Here is a 13717-nt window from a genome sequence, read left to right as displayed (position 1 = left end):
CAGGCATCGAGCCGGAAAGGACAACTAATGGCCACTGACAAGCCTGAGAAGCCGGATGCCTCGACTCGGCCCGGAGGGTCGCCCGACCAGAGTCAGGGAGCCGGACACAAGGTCGGGAAAACTGCGGGGAATGATGCTCAGCGCGCACGGCGTGGGGGTCAGAGCCAGGGCCGCAGCAACGCAGGCGGCTCTGCCGGGGCTGCAGCCTCAGGAGCCGTTCCCGGCACTCGCACAGGAGCCCCTGGTGCAGCTGCAGCCGGGCCGAAGAAGGTTGGGGCCGGGGCGACCAGAGATGCGAAAAACGGCGCGTACGGTCCTGAAGGCGGTAACCAGGGCACGCCCGGGGCGCGCGGGACCAAGTCCCTTCCCGGAGCAGCGGGCGCAGCTGGGGGAACTGGTCCTGCTGGTCCGGGATCCGGACCGGCGAGCAGCAACCGGACAGGTTCGACAACACACCAGGACGGCTCGACGAGCGGCACCGGTTCCTCCTCAAAGACTTCGACGGCCGCGCAGGCCGCGGGGAGCACAGCGGATACTGCTGGCAAGGCGAGCGAGGCAGCGGACAAGGCCGGGCAGGCCAAGGGTGCGATGGACACCGCCAAGAAGGCGGGCAAGAGCTTGGATGGTGTCGCTGCGAACGCTGCAGGAGGAGCAGCCCAAAAGGCGATCGAGGGAAAGGGCGACAGTAAGGCCCGAAGTAATGCAGGCCGTTACGCAGGGGCTGCTGCCTCGGGTGCGGTGGCCGGTGCACAGGCCGGAGCCGCGGCAGGAGGTATCGGAGCTCTGCCCGGGGCTGCCATCGGCGCAGCCAAGAACGTTGGTATGGAGGGTGGCAAGGACGTCGTCGATGGTGCGTCCAAAATCACCGGTGGAGGGCCTGACGCAGAGCCTGCCGACAAGCGACTCGGCGCTGGCGGAACGGGCTACGAACGGGCCGCCAAGAAGGACGGGGAGCTGGTCTCCAAGACCGCCAAGGGTGTCGCTATCGGTGGCGCTGCAGCAGCCGCTCCCCCGGCCATGGGCCTGGTCATGCTCATGGCCCTGTTGAAGTGGCTGAAGACCATGTTCTTCGCGATGATGGCGATGGCCGCGAACGCGGCCAATCTCGTATGGGGCTTCATCGTCGGCGTCGCCAAGGTCATGGGCAAGGCGATCGCAGCACCGTTCGTGGCAATCGGAGGGCTCGCGGCCAAAGGTGCGGGTGCTGTGTTTGGGGTGGCGGTCACGGCAACGGTCGCGCCCGTGGCTACCGCTACCTCCGGCATCATCGCGTCTATCACTGCGGTGGCCGTGCTGAGCACGGTGGTCACTGGCATTCTCGACCAAGCCGGCCTCGACGGCAGCAGCGACCGCGGTTCGGCAAGCTGTGTCGTGAGAGTCGGCAACAACGGTCCTGGCGCGGAAGTCCCGGCCAGCACTGAGGCGAATGCCAAGGCCGTGTACTCGGTATTGAAGAGCTGGGGCATGTCCGACGAGAACATCGCAGGCATCCTGGGCAACTGGTCGCAGGAGTCGGGCATCGACCCGACCAGCGTCGAGGGTATCTACAACGAGCCCTACCGGATCGGCCAGCGCAAGCAGGAAGCCTGGGACAACGAGTTCACCCACATTCCCGGCCAGTCGCACGGCGGCATCGGCCTGGGCCAGTGGTCGAACGGCCGTACCCCGATGCTCCTGAACTACGCGCAGTCCAAGGGTCTGGACTGGTACACGATCGAGGCACAGCTGGCGTTCATGGTCGAGGGCGACAATCCCGGTGACGTGGATGTATTCAAGGGCATGATCGAGACTTCGCTGGGCTCACCCGGGGCTGCGGCCCGGCACTTCCATGACAAGTGGGAACGTTCTGCGGACAACGCTTCGATGATGGCCGAGCGTGTCGTGGATGCCGAAATGTGGTACGGCAAGATGAGCGGTTGGGAGGTCGATGGTTCGATCGTCGGCGGCGTCGAGGACATTGTGGGCGGCATCATCGCCACCATCGGTGGAGGCGTCAATACGATCCTCGGCAACTGCGAGAACAACGAGACCGTAGCCGGCGGCGACCTGGTCGACGGCGGTATGAACGAGGAGCAGGCGCAGCAGCTGATCGAGCTGTACAACCAGGAAGGCGACAAGTTCCTTGACGAGAGGTACGGCAACGGCGGTGGCCCGGGATCGTGTGGTGATAACCATGCGATGAACTGCGTGTCGTTCTCGGTCTACTTCGTGAACAAGTACACCTCGTTCCAGCAGTACCCCGCAGGCGACGGGATCCAGACTGCGCACTCGATCGCGTCAATGACAGGCAAGCAGGTTTCGGACACGCCGACGGCTTACTCCGTCGGCTCGGGACCTGGCACCGGCTCCGCCGGTCACACACTGGTGGTGCTGGGCGTCAACGGTGACCAGGTCATCATTGGCGAAGCCGGTTACTGCGCGCATATGGGTCGTGTGCGCGTGGACAGCGCGGCACGAATGAAGGCCGAGGGCTGGGTATTCGTCGATGTCGCTGATCTGATCAGCGAGACTGGCCCCCTGCCGGCGTCGGAGGTCGCCGCGTAGGGCCGGAAGGATCAGAAGAGAGAAAAGACGAAGCCGGTGCCCGGTGATCCGGGCTCCGGCTTCGTCTTGCCCGGGCCACTCACTCAACCTTTTGAATGATGACAGAGTCATGACTCGACTCCCGTTAGAGATAGACTTGGAGTCGTATGTGAGGACAAATCGAGTGAAGGGACGGGCAAGGTGACGAGTGCCGACGAGACGCACGACAGGGCTCAGGAGGACGCTGCTGAGGACGCACCGACGAAGCCCAAGGCTCCTGCTACGCGCAGGACGTTCAGCGGAGTCGAGCTGGAGGCCCGCTTCGAGCACTGGCGCGACGAGCGGCGCGGGAAGCAGGACGCACGTACCCCTGAGGACGATGCACGACGGATGCGCCGCGGATTGAGCGTGGCAATGGGGGTGGGGATCCTGGCGTTGGCCGTAGTCAGCGCACTGACGGGACAGGGCTTCGAGGCCTCGCAGGCCCGGAATGACGGTCGGATCGCTCAGCTGGAGTCTGAGATGCAGAAAGCACAGGTCGTCCCGGTGGACCCGGACCTGTCGGGGAAGATGACCCGCCTGGCGGAGACCGCCGCAAGAGACGCCGGAAAGGTGGCGGATGCGCAGCAGGTCTTCTCAGAGCTTCATAACAGAGCAAGCACCGAGCCAAGTGCAGGCAACGGCACTCCTAATACGGCGATGCTGCAGATCGTAGAGCACCGCAGGGTTGTTGCCCCGTTGTTCGACGACCGCACCTACCTGGCCAATGAAAAGGAGGCCTATTCTCCGTCATCGATAACCCCGTTCGACCCGAGTACGCAGATCGATCCGCGCTTTGCCTGGTACGTGCGTTATGACGGCACGAAAGCCTCACCCCCCGACGCCTATACGTGGACCGTCGAGACCGTGATGCCTGACTTGGACGCGCGGGACGCCGCGGGTGTGGCGCGTACAGCGCAGGTGGTCTGGCTGTGCCGTGAGGTTGGAACCGACCGGGTCCTGGCCTGGGCGAACGCGAGCTACACCCCGAACGGCGGGCATGGCACCTTCAAGGACCTGGACGTCGTGGTGACCGCTGCCGGGCACGAGCACCAGCAGGGCGCGGGTCAGGAACCGAACGCGCCGAAGGTGCCGGAGATCAGCGGGCCGGCAACCGGAACGACGGACGAGAACGGAGAAGGCTGATGGTGCAGGAACAGATTATGAGCGCCGAGTGCGACGAGACCACATCGGCACGGCCCGGGTTCGCAAGGCGCAACGCCCTGGTGTTGGCGGTCGCGGCAATCCTGGCAACTGCCTCAGTTGTGACTGGGATGACCTGGGGATCCCAGCAGGCGGTACTGGATGCTCAGGGACAGCGGATCGGCGGGTTGGAGGGTCAGCTGAAGAGCGCGGAACTGGCGAAGTCGGAGCAGGTGGAGCAGAACGTACTTGAGGCGCTGGGCGTAAGTCAGGGGCGGATCGACAAGGACAGGCCAGTCATCGATCGTTTGGTGCGTACGGCCTTCACCTGGGACTCGGGTCAGTCCTATGAGTCGGCCCGGGCAGACCTGAAGGAACGTCACAACCTCTCCGAGGACCAGCCGTTCCTGCAGCAGTTCATGCCTCCGTCGAGGTTCAATGAGGACGACTCGGGCAAGCGCTACTACTACATCGACACGCAGGGGATGAACTCCTCCGTCGCTCTCGATCCTGACATAGAGGTCGTGAAGGTCAATGCCGATCAATACACCTATGCAGTGATGGTCGACGTCTCAATCACTTCTGACGCGGTGATCCGAAACAACGCTAATCCGGGCTCGGTTTCGACACAGCGGAGGATGTTGCTCTTTCTCGCCGTCGACGCTGAGGGCACGGTGTCGAACCTCTCCGGCGTTCCGGCCATCGGATCGACTCGCCATTCGGGGTGATTCCGACTCCCTATCGACTCGTATTCTTGATAGAGTTTTACTGGTATCCGAGTGGAACAGTGAGTTGAGGGGTCAATGGCAAAGACAGAGATCGGCAAGTCAGGCGAGCAGGTTGAGAGCCCTGCGCGCAGGACACGCTTCGTGACCTCCCCCACGGCTGAGCCGACGTCGAACGGCGCAGGTGTGGCAGAGCACGTGGAGGCCGATGGCGCGCTGATGAGTCGGCGTGCGGCCATCGGCGGCGTGTGCATGGGTGCAGCAGCCGTACTGTGCTTCGTACTCGGTGCAGGGCTCTCCGGTGGCGGTTCCGCAGTGAGCGGCTCCACCGCCCGGGAAGTCATGGAACTGCGCGACCAGATCAGAGTCGCTGAAACGAAGGCCGATGCCCTTCCCAAGGCTGAAGACGCCGACCGGGCTCTGGTGACGGCGCAGTCCTCAGCCGTGCAGATTGCCCAACTGCAGAACGACTACCGACATCTGACGCCCTTGGTGGCAGCCAAAGGCGGGACGCTTGAAGCATCGGCGTCAGAGTCGACGCGACGGAACCTGACCCCGTATTTCTCCCCCGAAGTCGGGCAGCCGGCCCTGGAGCCGTGGTACCTGCTGGCAAGCGACAAGGAGGTACCTGCGGGTAACGGGCTCCCCATGAGCTTTGACTCCGGATTCAAGTGGGTTGCGCAGCGTCCCTACTCGCTGAATGAGGACAGCACCATCCGGGTCACATGGCTGGCCGTCGAAACCCGGCCTGCCGCGGGTCGCACTCCGACGGTGCTGGCATGGGCACACGCCGACTATGACATGACCCGCAAGACGTTCTCGAACGTGGAGACCGGCACGACGACCACGGGTGAGGCCCTGCGGCAGGAGGTGAAGACACAGTGATCGAAGAGGCGAAGGACTGGGTGCGTCAGCGGGCCGGGAAGGTACTCGTCTGCAGCACCGGGACCCTGTTGGCACTGTCACTTATCCCGCTGGGATCAGCGTTGCTGGGCAACGGATCCGCTGACGCCGAGACCAAGGCAGACCAGCTCATCGTCGGACTCCAAGGTGATTTGGAGACGGCTGAAAAAGCACTGGACGCCACGCACGCCCAGTTGCTTGCGGATCTGCCGGGGTTGGACGCCGAACGGGCAGACCGGGATCGTGCCTTTGCGCGCTCGGTGCTCTTGGGCCTCATCAGCCCTTCATCATCGACCAGAGATCTGGCAGGGACACAGGCTTTCCTCGACGCCCGATACGAGTTTTTGGGCCCGACCTCGCGCGTTCTTACCGAGTTCATCCCCGAGTGGATGGCGGCCACCGGATCGGGCCACGGCTCAGGAACGACCTACCGGCTGGTCACGCTCGACATCGATGTGACAGAAGTGCGGGGCCTGGACTATTCCTACGCGGGAGTGGCCCGGTTCGATCCCGTCCGGGCAGACGGTGAGAGCACAGCCAAGCGAGAGTATGTGTTTTTTACCTTTAGCACCCGTCAGGACGGCTCAGTGTCCGCTTTCGAGGCGTATCGCGCCTCCAGCCGGACACGCGATCTGCTTGTTGCGCAAGAGCCCGTTGCCAAGGCGACGGCAGTCCCGACCAAGATTCCGAGCGCCGAGCCTACTGAAAACGGCTGACAGGCGCGACCCATGAACACGATACGCACGACGACAATGACGAAGGACGAGAACATGACGACCCAGACCCTGGACAAGAAGAATGGTACGACCGAGGCGGAGGACGTCCGCGAGGTGGCCACACCCGCATCAAAGAAGGCGGCGAAGGAGCGCAAGCCCTCGAAGCTGGCCGGCGTGCTGCGCGGCCTGACCCCGGAGAAGAGTTCAGCCGGATTTCCGGTCTTGATCTGGACGGTGTTCTTCCGCCTGGTCGTCCTCATCGCCGACTACCTGTTGGTGCTCAGCACTGCGATTGCTCTCATTCCGATGCTCGGTGCGTGGCTGCACCAGCAGTCCGGTGACGTGTACGGCGATCTGACCATGTCCGGGACCATCGCGATGTGGATCGCTCCGCTGCTGTTCCTGGTTCTGGTCCTGGCAGCCGCTGAGATCGCGGTAATGCGCGCCATGTGGCGTTGGGCCAGCCGCCGGATCCAGAGCATTCGCGACGCACGGGCCGGTGACGCCCTGGTAACGACTCCCCGCACCAATTCCCAGAACAAGAACGCCAACCGAAAGAGGAGCAACTGATGCGCACCGCTGGATTGATGATGAACGATGTGTGGGCCGACCGGGCCTTGCGGGAGCGAGGCGTCGAAGCCCACCGCTACGACGGGCTGGAAGCGGAGATTGGCGTCCTGGTCGACTCCGTTGAGCTCAAGCACAAAGGCAAGGATGAGAACCACCGCCCGTATCTGCACGTCATCGGCGAACTGCGTTCGATCACCCCCGCAGTGTCCCTGCCGTATGGGATCACCCAGGTGACGTACTCCCACGGCCAAGGTGAGAAGGTTGATGCCTTCTACGAGTTCGACGACACACAGTTGGTCGCGCTGGCCGCCAAGGGCTACTTCAGCTCTTCCTTCGTAGTGCCGGAGCAGCTCACGGGAATCGAGTGGGAGCTGCCCGCCACGGTGGACGCTCTTGTACTTACTCCGTCTGAGCACCAGGCCGATGCCCCCGTGGTCTTCATGAACGTGCACCGCATCGCCGATCTTGAGATCGACTTGGAGTCTTCCGGCTACGACCTCAGCGACTACTTCGCTGACCACTCGAAGGACGGCAAGGGTAAGGCTGAGGCCGTAGTTGACGAGCGGGGCCTGCGGGCCCGCTCGGACGCGATCAATTCGCTGTTCACAGAGGACGAGCTGGATCTGGTCGAGCAGGCAGAACGTCAGGCCGGACCCGAGAGTCCGGAGAAGACTGCGGCCGATGGCGTGAACACAAGGCTGCAGGAGCTCGAGGCCGAGATTGCTGCTGAGCGCGAGCAGTTCCAGGACGAGCTCAAGCTCACCGAAGGTACCCCGGAGAACTTGTACCACGAGCGTGTGGCCCAGGTACTGCGTGCGGACGAGGTTGATGCGCCGGATGCCACCGACGGCGATCAGGACCGGACGGGCATTGAGACAGAGCGCGGCAGTGATCTCGATTTCGGTCTTGAAACCGAGGAACAGGTCAAGACCGGGACCACGCTTGATGAACGCAAGCGCGAGGCCAAGCAGCGCGCGGCCGATCTCGACTTCGGCCAGGACCGCGGGCACGACCTCGGGTCCTGAGGGATCTGGCGGGCAGAGAAGAGCATGCGAAGGCCCCGGCCGCTGGATAACAGCAGCCGGGGCCTTCGGTTCCCGAGATGAAGGATGCGAGGTGCTATGGGACTGAAACAGGACATCGTTCTGGTCAACGAGTATTCGGTACCGCTGCCGGGCGGTAAGGGCTCCCGGGGTGGGACACCCGGCGACTATGTCACCCGGTACATGGCCCGCGAGCAGGCCACTGAGTCGCTCGCACCGATCCAGCGGCTGCGCACCGATGACTTCATCCTGCGCTATATGGCGCGCGAGAGCGCCGTCGAGCGTGCGGGGACCAGTCGGCTCGACACTAAGACGGCGATGCGCCAGGCACAGGGTGACGGGGGTGTCGCGTTCGGCTATGGCTCCGTTTCACTCTCGGATGAACAACTGCGTGCGGCGTCCAAGGACATTCAGCGGCATTTCGAGAGCGGCAAGACCGTCCTCAAGACGGTGCTTTCCTTTGACGAGGATTATTTGAAGAGACGAGGGATCGTCAGCGAGGACTTTCACTGCGAGGGCCGCGGGGACTACCGGGGCCATATCGATCAGATGAAGTTGCGCATGGCGATCATGCACGGTTTGGAGCGGATGAGCTCGGGCACCAGCGGATTTGATGACCTGCGCTATGTGGGCGTGATCCAGGTCGACACCGAGCACGTGCACTGTCATCTCGCCATGGTCGATGCCGGGCACGGAAACCTGGCCAAGGACGGCACGCAGCGCGGCAAGCTGTTGGACCGGCATAAGTCGAGGCTGCGCCGCGGTATGGACGGCTGGCTTGACGAGAAGCAAGCGGTGGCCCACCTCTCCAGCGCTGTGGGCTACGAACGCAGGAACGTCACCACGTATATCAAGCGGTGGGCGCACGACCGCATGCGGGCTGAGTCGCTCCCCCAGTTTCTGCTGGCCTGTCTGCCGGCTGATCGTTCGTTGTGGCGGGCCGGCTCCAATGATCTGCGCATGCGCAAGGCAAACCAACTCGTCTCCGAGCTGGTTGCCGAGCAGCTGGAACGTCCAGGGTCGCCGCTGCCGGAGGCGATGGAGAAAGTCGTGGACTACGCCAACCAGCGCCGCGGGTCCGAAGGTCTGTCCAAGGATCAGTGGCAGCGCTTGATCGACGCGGGCAGGGATCGGATCACCGAGCGGGCTGTCAACGGCGTTTATCAGATGCTGCGCGCCCTGCCACCGGAGGAATTGCGCGTGCGCACTCCGATGCTCGAGGTCATGGGTATGGATTACGCACAGATGGCAGTGCTCGCCGCGGAACGCCAGGAACAGGCCGGGGACGAGCATGGAGGCGAGGACGATCTGGTGACCTTCGGCTTCCGGCTGCGCAGCTACGCCTCCCGCCTGCAGCACCACAAGACCAAAGCCGGTGTCTATCGCGACCTGGTCCGCCAGTGGGAGCGGGCCGAGAAGGCCGATGTGGCTGATGAAGACTCACGGCCGCTCTATGACTTCTACCGATTCGAGGAGGACTACCACCGACGGGTGATGAGCAAGTACCAGCATTTCCTGCCGTTTATCGGCGACGTCGGCCAGTGGTACGAGCGGCAGCAGCACGTTGCCGACTATGGCCAGCGCCTGCTCTCCCTCATGGCCCTCCGCCAGGATGCCTCGCTGCAGCGCATGAAGGATTCGGAGGAGGCCGAGCGCCTGGGCAGGGAAATTTATGACCAACCTGGTGGCCGGCATTTGACTGAGGGCAAGGCCGGCCGGGTTGTGCTTGATGGCCGGATCGCAGCGATGAAGGAGATCTACAACGAGCGGGTCAATGAGCTTCGGTCGGATCTCGCCGACTCGGGTCTGGTGCTCGTTGCAGGTGCGGCAGGTCAGGCAGAGGCCAAGGAGTCCGGCGTCACCGCGGAGCTCTCCATAGAGCCGGGGACTCCGCACCCTTTCGACGAGGTCAAAGCTCTGGACCTGCACCATCTCGGCTATGACTTCGTCACCGATGTCGAAATTGGTCAACGTGCACGCCAGGACTTTTCCGCCGCAGCCATGCAGCGCCGCAGGCTGCTGCTGGCAGCGATGGAGTACCTGGACCAGTCGGGTCAGTCCGAGGCAATTGTTGACCTTCCGGTCGATGACATCGCATCCATGACCCGCCTTTCCCGGAGCCTGACACCCGAGCACGGCAGCGGGAATCCGGTGTTGCGCTCGAGGCTCGCCGAGCTGCGCGAAGAACGGGAGCAGGTAGCGCGGCTGCGCAGGTCGAGGACAGCTTCTCTGGACGCAGGGCTTGTGGTGCGCGTCCAGGAGCGGATCGACGCGGCAGTGACCAGTCCTGATGCGGCTCGTATCACTGACTCGGAAGAGATTGACCTGTCCGAGGACATGCAACACGAGTAAGTCACCATTCGAATGGTTGCAGAATGCTCTATACCGTATTAGTGTATAGATCAGTTCGGCAGGTACCCACAGGTCTTGCCAGGACGATGCGAATGATCATGGCCGGTTCGCCAATTGGTGGCCGGAACGACGAAAGGACAAGATCATGGCACTTCTCAAGGGCAAGGGCGCGATGACCGGGGTCAACCTCATCGCGAAGGTCTACGACAACGGCAAGACCAAGGACGGCAAGTCGCATTACGCGGACGTCCAGGTTGATGCCCGCGACGCACGCGGCCCCGAGCAGAGCAACCTGCACTTGAAGTCGGAGCGCATCCAGCGTCCCGACGGCAAGCCGGGATTCAACAACAGCGCACCGTACTCAGTCGGCCAGCTGGAGGAAATCGTCAAGGCCGCCGGTCCGAACAAGGAGCCGATCAAGGATAAGGACGGCAATGCCGTCGGTACCCTCTACGGCTTCAAGGGCAACGTGATGCCAGCATCACGCGGCACCGGTCTGGTGGTCAACACCAAGTCCGTCGAAGCCTCTGACTTCAAGGTCGACGCCAACACTCTGGACACCCAGTTCGCCTCGATGAAGGCGGCGAAGGATGCCCAGTCGGCAACCAAGGAAGCGCAGACCGCGGCCCCTGAACAGTCGGTCGAACAGGCCGTTGAAGTCGAGGAGCCCGCCGTCGGCTGAGCCGGCGAGGGCCGTCCGCGGGACTGACAAGAGGGCTGCGTTCCAGTAATGGAACGCAGCCCTCTTTTGCATCCCGGGACCAATTGAAAGGAGTGAAAGAACATGGCAAATGACACACCGCAGCGCACCGGAGGTATCACACCCTCCCGACCAGGCGTGAGCTCACAGGCGGGTCTGGCCGCGGCAAGAGGACCTGTGCGATCGGCCCCCTCCTCCCCCGCTCCCGGCCAGCCAGGCTCGCGGTTCAACCCCGTAGTGCGCGATCGCAAGGTCAGCCCCAAGGTCCCCGGGATCCCGGATATGGTGACCTCGGCCGACGTTCCAGGGCCCGGGAGTTCAGTGCAGCCCAAGAGGCTGCCGGCGGGCCGGAGGCTCAAGGAGAAGGTCGGTCAGGTTGTGCAGTCCGAGGACTTCAAGAGCGGAGTCAAACGCGTTGGCGTCGGGGTAATGCGGGACGCGGGCGCGGAGGCAGTCCGCGCCAAGCAGGGCGGATCCAACACCAAGGGCGTTGTGGCCAGCGCAGCCAAGGGTGCAGCCGTGGGCATGGCCCGGGGTTTGCGCACAGAAATAGCCAGCCGCAACGATCAACTCACGCAGCAGGGACATGACCAGGAGACAAAGGGCACCCCGGTGGGAACGGATCTCGTCGGGCGCTTGGGGGCGGTGGTTGGCAGGGCACCCGAGGTCCCGAAGAGTCCCCCGGAGCGGACCAGGCAGCCGTTGAGCGAGAGGTACGACTACCAGTTTGAGGGGCAGGACCAGAGCCGCGGCGTCGAGCAGCAGCATGACTGAGCAAAGAGGAGGGTGACATGGCGGCGAATGACAGCAACCCGATGAACGGTACCAGCCTTCTGGACCTGGGACTGGATGAGATCACGGCCCCTGACGAGGGGCAGGACCGGTGGGCTGCCGCCGGGCGGGCGCTGATTGACCGGATGGATGAGTCGCTGCGGGAGGAGCGACGGCGGGTGGCACAGCAGGCCAGAGAGTCCAATCGGCCGCTCAGTGAACGCTACGACTACCGGTTCGAGCAGTCCGGGGAGCGGCAGGACGACGGGCCCGAACAGGGTCAGTGACGGAATCGGCCAGGGCACTGGGCATTGAGGAGGCCTCCGGATACAAGTCCGGGGGCCTCTCCATGTTCTATCCATCATCTATCGAATGCCATTCATGATAGACTTTCGACTGATCTATCAGGTGAATCAGAGTCTTGTCGAGAGGTCTTCCACAGCATGTTCAACGATGCCAGTCTGAATGACAGCTACCCCCTCCTGTCCAAGCTGTCGGATCCCCTGAAGAAGGCCGAGCGAGAGATTGTCGGCCGGGAGCATGAGGTGATGCAGCTGATGGCGTCCATGAGCCGTCCGGAGCTGAACAATGCACTCCTGCTGGCGGAGGCCGGTACGGGTAAGACGGCACTGGTCCAGGCGACCATGCTGGCCGACGCAGAGCGCCTATATCTTGAAGCCGATCCGGCCCGAATGGTTTCCGAGGCGGGCGACGGTGATCTCATGGCCTCGATGCTCAAGGGATTCTTCGACGAGGCCGAGCGCTTCGTCAAGGACGAGAAGCAGGAGCTGGTGCTCTTCATCGACGAATTCCACCAGATCATCCAACTCTCCACCGCAGCCGTGGAGGCGATCAAGCCGGTGCTGGCCGCTTCGGGTACACGCGGCATCCGGATCATCGCGGCGACGACGTACGTCGAATTTCACAAGCACATCGCGCCGAACCAGCCCCTGGTCGAGCGCCTGCAGCGCATCAACCTGACGCCTCCGGACCAGGTGACGACGATCAAGATCCTTCAGGGCATGGCGGAGCGCTACGAGGTGGCTGACCAGTTCTACGACGATCACATCTACCGTCAGATCTACGAATACACACAGCGCTACATGCCGGCGAGCTCACAGCCCCGCAAATCGATCCTCGTACTGGACAGCATGGTCGGCTGGCACCGTCTGACTGGGCGGGCGATGGACCGCGCCCTGCTCTCGGACGTGCTCCAGGAGTCCCTGGGCGTCAACGTAGCCTTCAAGGTCGACGGCGCAAAGATCAAGACGCAGTTGGACGCCCGGGTGTACAGCCAGGATCTGGCGACGCGGGCGGTCGCCCGACGGCTGCAGTTGTCGGTGGCCGATCTGAACGACAAGGGCCGCCCGGAAGCCTCCATGCTCCTGACTGGGTCTACGGGCGTGGGTAAGACCGAGTTGACCAAGCAGCTGGCACGGCTGCTCTTCGGAGACGACCAGCGGCACCTGATCCGCTTCGATATGTCCGAGTTTGCGCAGGATTCCTCTATGGATCTGTTCCGTTCTGAGCTGACGAAGCGGGTCTGGGATCTTTCCCACGCCGTGCTGCTCTTCGACGAGATCGAGAAGGCCTCGGCGATGGTCACGCGCCTGTTGCTCCAGGTGCTCGACGACGGCCGGCTCTCTGATGACAACAACCGCGAGGTCAGCTTCCTGAATACATACATTGTGCTCACCACGAACGCCGGATCGGAGATCTACGAGACCATCGCGAGGTACGCCGCTGATGACACCGGCTCGGGCGAGCAGCTGTTGAAATACGACAAGCTCATCCGGCGCTCGATCTCGGAGACCTCGGCCGACAATCGGTTTCCTCCGGAACTGCTGGGCCGCATCGACGCCATTGTTCCCTTCCAGCCGCTGTCGGAGGACACGCTACGAAAGATTGTGCGCAACAAGCTGCGCTCCATGGTGCAGGAGGTACTGGTCAAACACAACGTGCGTGTGGACATCGACGAAAGGGTGCTTCAGTACCTGATCGAGGACAAGGCCGATACCGACTCCAATGCCGGCGGTGCGCGTACGGCGGTGGCGAAAATGACCGATGAAGTCACCACAGGCGTGGCGGCATTTATCAATGAGCACCCCTCGGAGCGGAGGATCCGGATCGACGTGGTCGGCGAATTGGTCAGCGACAACAAGGACATGCTTACCTCGGACGCCCACATTGAGGTCAGTGTATTGCGCTGACCGGGTGGTTTTCTTACACGAG

At 63.2% G+C, this 13717-nt stretch carries 12 protein-coding genes; all 12 read left to right on the top strand.

The features are described from left to right. Positions 1 to 27 precede the first annotated feature (27 nt). The 12 genes from MU551_RS01415 (at position 28) to MU551_RS01360 (ending at position 13695) form a co-directional block, all read left to right on the top strand. Positions 28 to 2544 carry a phage tail tip lysozyme gene (locus MU551_RS01415; RefSeq protein ID WP_247040347.1) on the top strand — a complete coding sequence of 839 codons (2517 nt, stop codon included), beginning with the start codon at positions 28 to 30 and terminating at the stop codon, positions 2542 to 2544. Between the two features lie 180 nt (positions 2545 to 2724). Continuing rightward, complete coding sequence (locus MU551_RS01410; protein ID WP_247040346.1) at positions 2725 to 3708, top strand: hypothetical protein; 984 nt, start codon at positions 2725 to 2727, stop codon at positions 3706 to 3708. Positions 3709 to 3725: 17 nt separating this feature from the next. After that, a complete protein-coding gene (locus MU551_RS01405; protein ID WP_247040345.1) occupies positions 3726 to 4433 on the top strand; it encodes a hypothetical protein in 708 nt (235 codons plus the stop codon). 75 nt (positions 4434 to 4508) lie between these two features. Then, positions 4509 to 5315 carry a hypothetical protein gene (locus MU551_RS01400; RefSeq protein WP_247040344.1) on the top strand — a complete coding sequence of 269 codons (807 nt, stop codon included), beginning with the start codon at positions 4509 to 4511 and terminating at the stop codon, positions 5313 to 5315. Next, complete coding sequence (locus tag MU551_RS01395) at positions 5312 to 6049, top strand: hypothetical protein (protein ID WP_247040343.1); 738 nt, start codon at positions 5312 to 5314, stop codon at positions 6047 to 6049. The genes MU551_RS01400 and MU551_RS01395 overlap by 4 nt, the downstream gene beginning before the upstream one ends. Before the next feature lie 54 nt (positions 6050 to 6103). Next, positions 6104 to 6619 (top strand): hypothetical protein, encoded by a 516-nt coding sequence (locus tag MU551_RS01390; protein ID WP_247040342.1) that lies wholly within the window; start codon positions 6104 to 6106, stop codon positions 6617 to 6619. Beyond that, positions 6619 to 7644 (top strand): hypothetical protein, encoded by a 1026-nt coding sequence (locus tag MU551_RS01385; protein WP_247040341.1) that lies wholly within the window; start codon positions 6619 to 6621, stop codon positions 7642 to 7644. Before MU551_RS01390 ends, MU551_RS01385 begins: the two co-directional genes overlap by 1 nt. 96 nt (positions 7645 to 7740) lie before the next feature. Beyond that, positions 7741 to 10014: a relaxase MobL gene (gene mobL / locus MU551_RS01380; RefSeq protein ID WP_247040340.1), complete on the top strand. Its 2274-nt coding sequence runs from the start codon at positions 7741 to 7743 to the stop codon at positions 10012 to 10014. Positions 10015 to 10159: 145 nt separating this feature from the next. Beyond that, positions 10160 to 10696, top strand: a complete 537-nt coding sequence (locus MU551_RS01375; RefSeq protein ID WP_157242214.1) for a hypothetical protein — start codon at positions 10160 to 10162, stop codon at positions 10694 to 10696. Between the two features lie 102 nt (positions 10697 to 10798). Then, the gene (locus tag MU551_RS01370; RefSeq protein WP_247040339.1) at positions 10799 to 11488 is read left to right on the top strand and encodes a hypothetical protein; all 690 of its coding nucleotides are present in this window, start codon (positions 10799 to 10801) and stop codon (positions 11486 to 11488) included. A 17-nt stretch (positions 11489 to 11505) separates the two neighbouring features. Further along, a complete protein-coding gene (locus MU551_RS01365) occupies positions 11506 to 11772 on the top strand; it encodes a hypothetical protein (RefSeq protein WP_247040338.1) in 267 nt (88 codons plus the stop codon). A 156-nt stretch (positions 11773 to 11928) separates the two neighbouring features. Next, on the top strand, positions 11929 to 13695 hold the full coding sequence (locus MU551_RS01360) for an AAA family ATPase (RefSeq protein ID WP_247040337.1): 1767 nt from the start codon (positions 11929 to 11931) through the stop codon (positions 13693 to 13695). Positions 13696 to 13717 lie beyond the last annotated feature (22 nt).

This window comes from Arthrobacter rhizosphaerae (assembly GCF_023062595.1).
Classification (GTDB): domain Bacteria; phylum Actinomycetota; class Actinomycetes; order Actinomycetales; family Micrococcaceae; genus Arthrobacter; species Arthrobacter rhizosphaerae.
The sequence above is the reverse complement of the archived record's forward strand: the minus strand, read 5'-3'. Positions and strand labels throughout refer to the sequence as shown.

Excerpts from the sequence above, each read along its gene's own strand:
- MU551_RS01415 (WP_247040347.1), top strand. The coding sequence starts at position 28 with ATGGCCACTGACAAGCCTGAGAAGCCGGATGCCTCGACTCGGCCCGGA.
- MU551_RS01405 (WP_247040345.1), top strand. The coding sequence starts at position 3,726 with ATGAGCGCCGAGTGCGACGAGACCACATCGGCACGGCCCGGGTTCGCA.
- MU551_RS01400 (WP_247040344.1), top strand. The coding sequence starts at position 4,509 with ATGGCAAAGACAGAGATCGGCAAGTCAGGCGAGCAGGTTGAGAGCCCT.
- MU551_RS01390 (WP_247040342.1), top strand. The coding sequence starts at position 6,104 with ATGACGACCCAGACCCTGGACAAGAAGAATGGTACGACCGAGGCGGAG.
- MU551_RS01385 (WP_247040341.1), top strand. The coding sequence starts at position 6,619 with ATGCGCACCGCTGGATTGATGATGAACGATGTGTGGGCCGACCGGGCC.
- mobL (WP_247040340.1), top strand. The coding sequence starts at position 7,741 with ATGGGACTGAAACAGGACATCGTTCTGGTCAACGAGTATTCGGTACCG.
- MU551_RS01375 (WP_157242214.1), top strand. The coding sequence starts at position 10,160 with ATGGCACTTCTCAAGGGCAAGGGCGCGATGACCGGGGTCAACCTCATC.
- MU551_RS01370 (WP_247040339.1), top strand. The coding sequence starts at position 10,799 with ATGGCAAATGACACACCGCAGCGCACCGGAGGTATCACACCCTCCCGA.
- MU551_RS01365 (WP_247040338.1), top strand. The coding sequence starts at position 11,506 with ATGGCGGCGAATGACAGCAACCCGATGAACGGTACCAGCCTTCTGGAC.
- MU551_RS01360 (WP_247040337.1), top strand. The coding sequence starts at position 11,929 with ATGTTCAACGATGCCAGTCTGAATGACAGCTACCCCCTCCTGTCCAAG.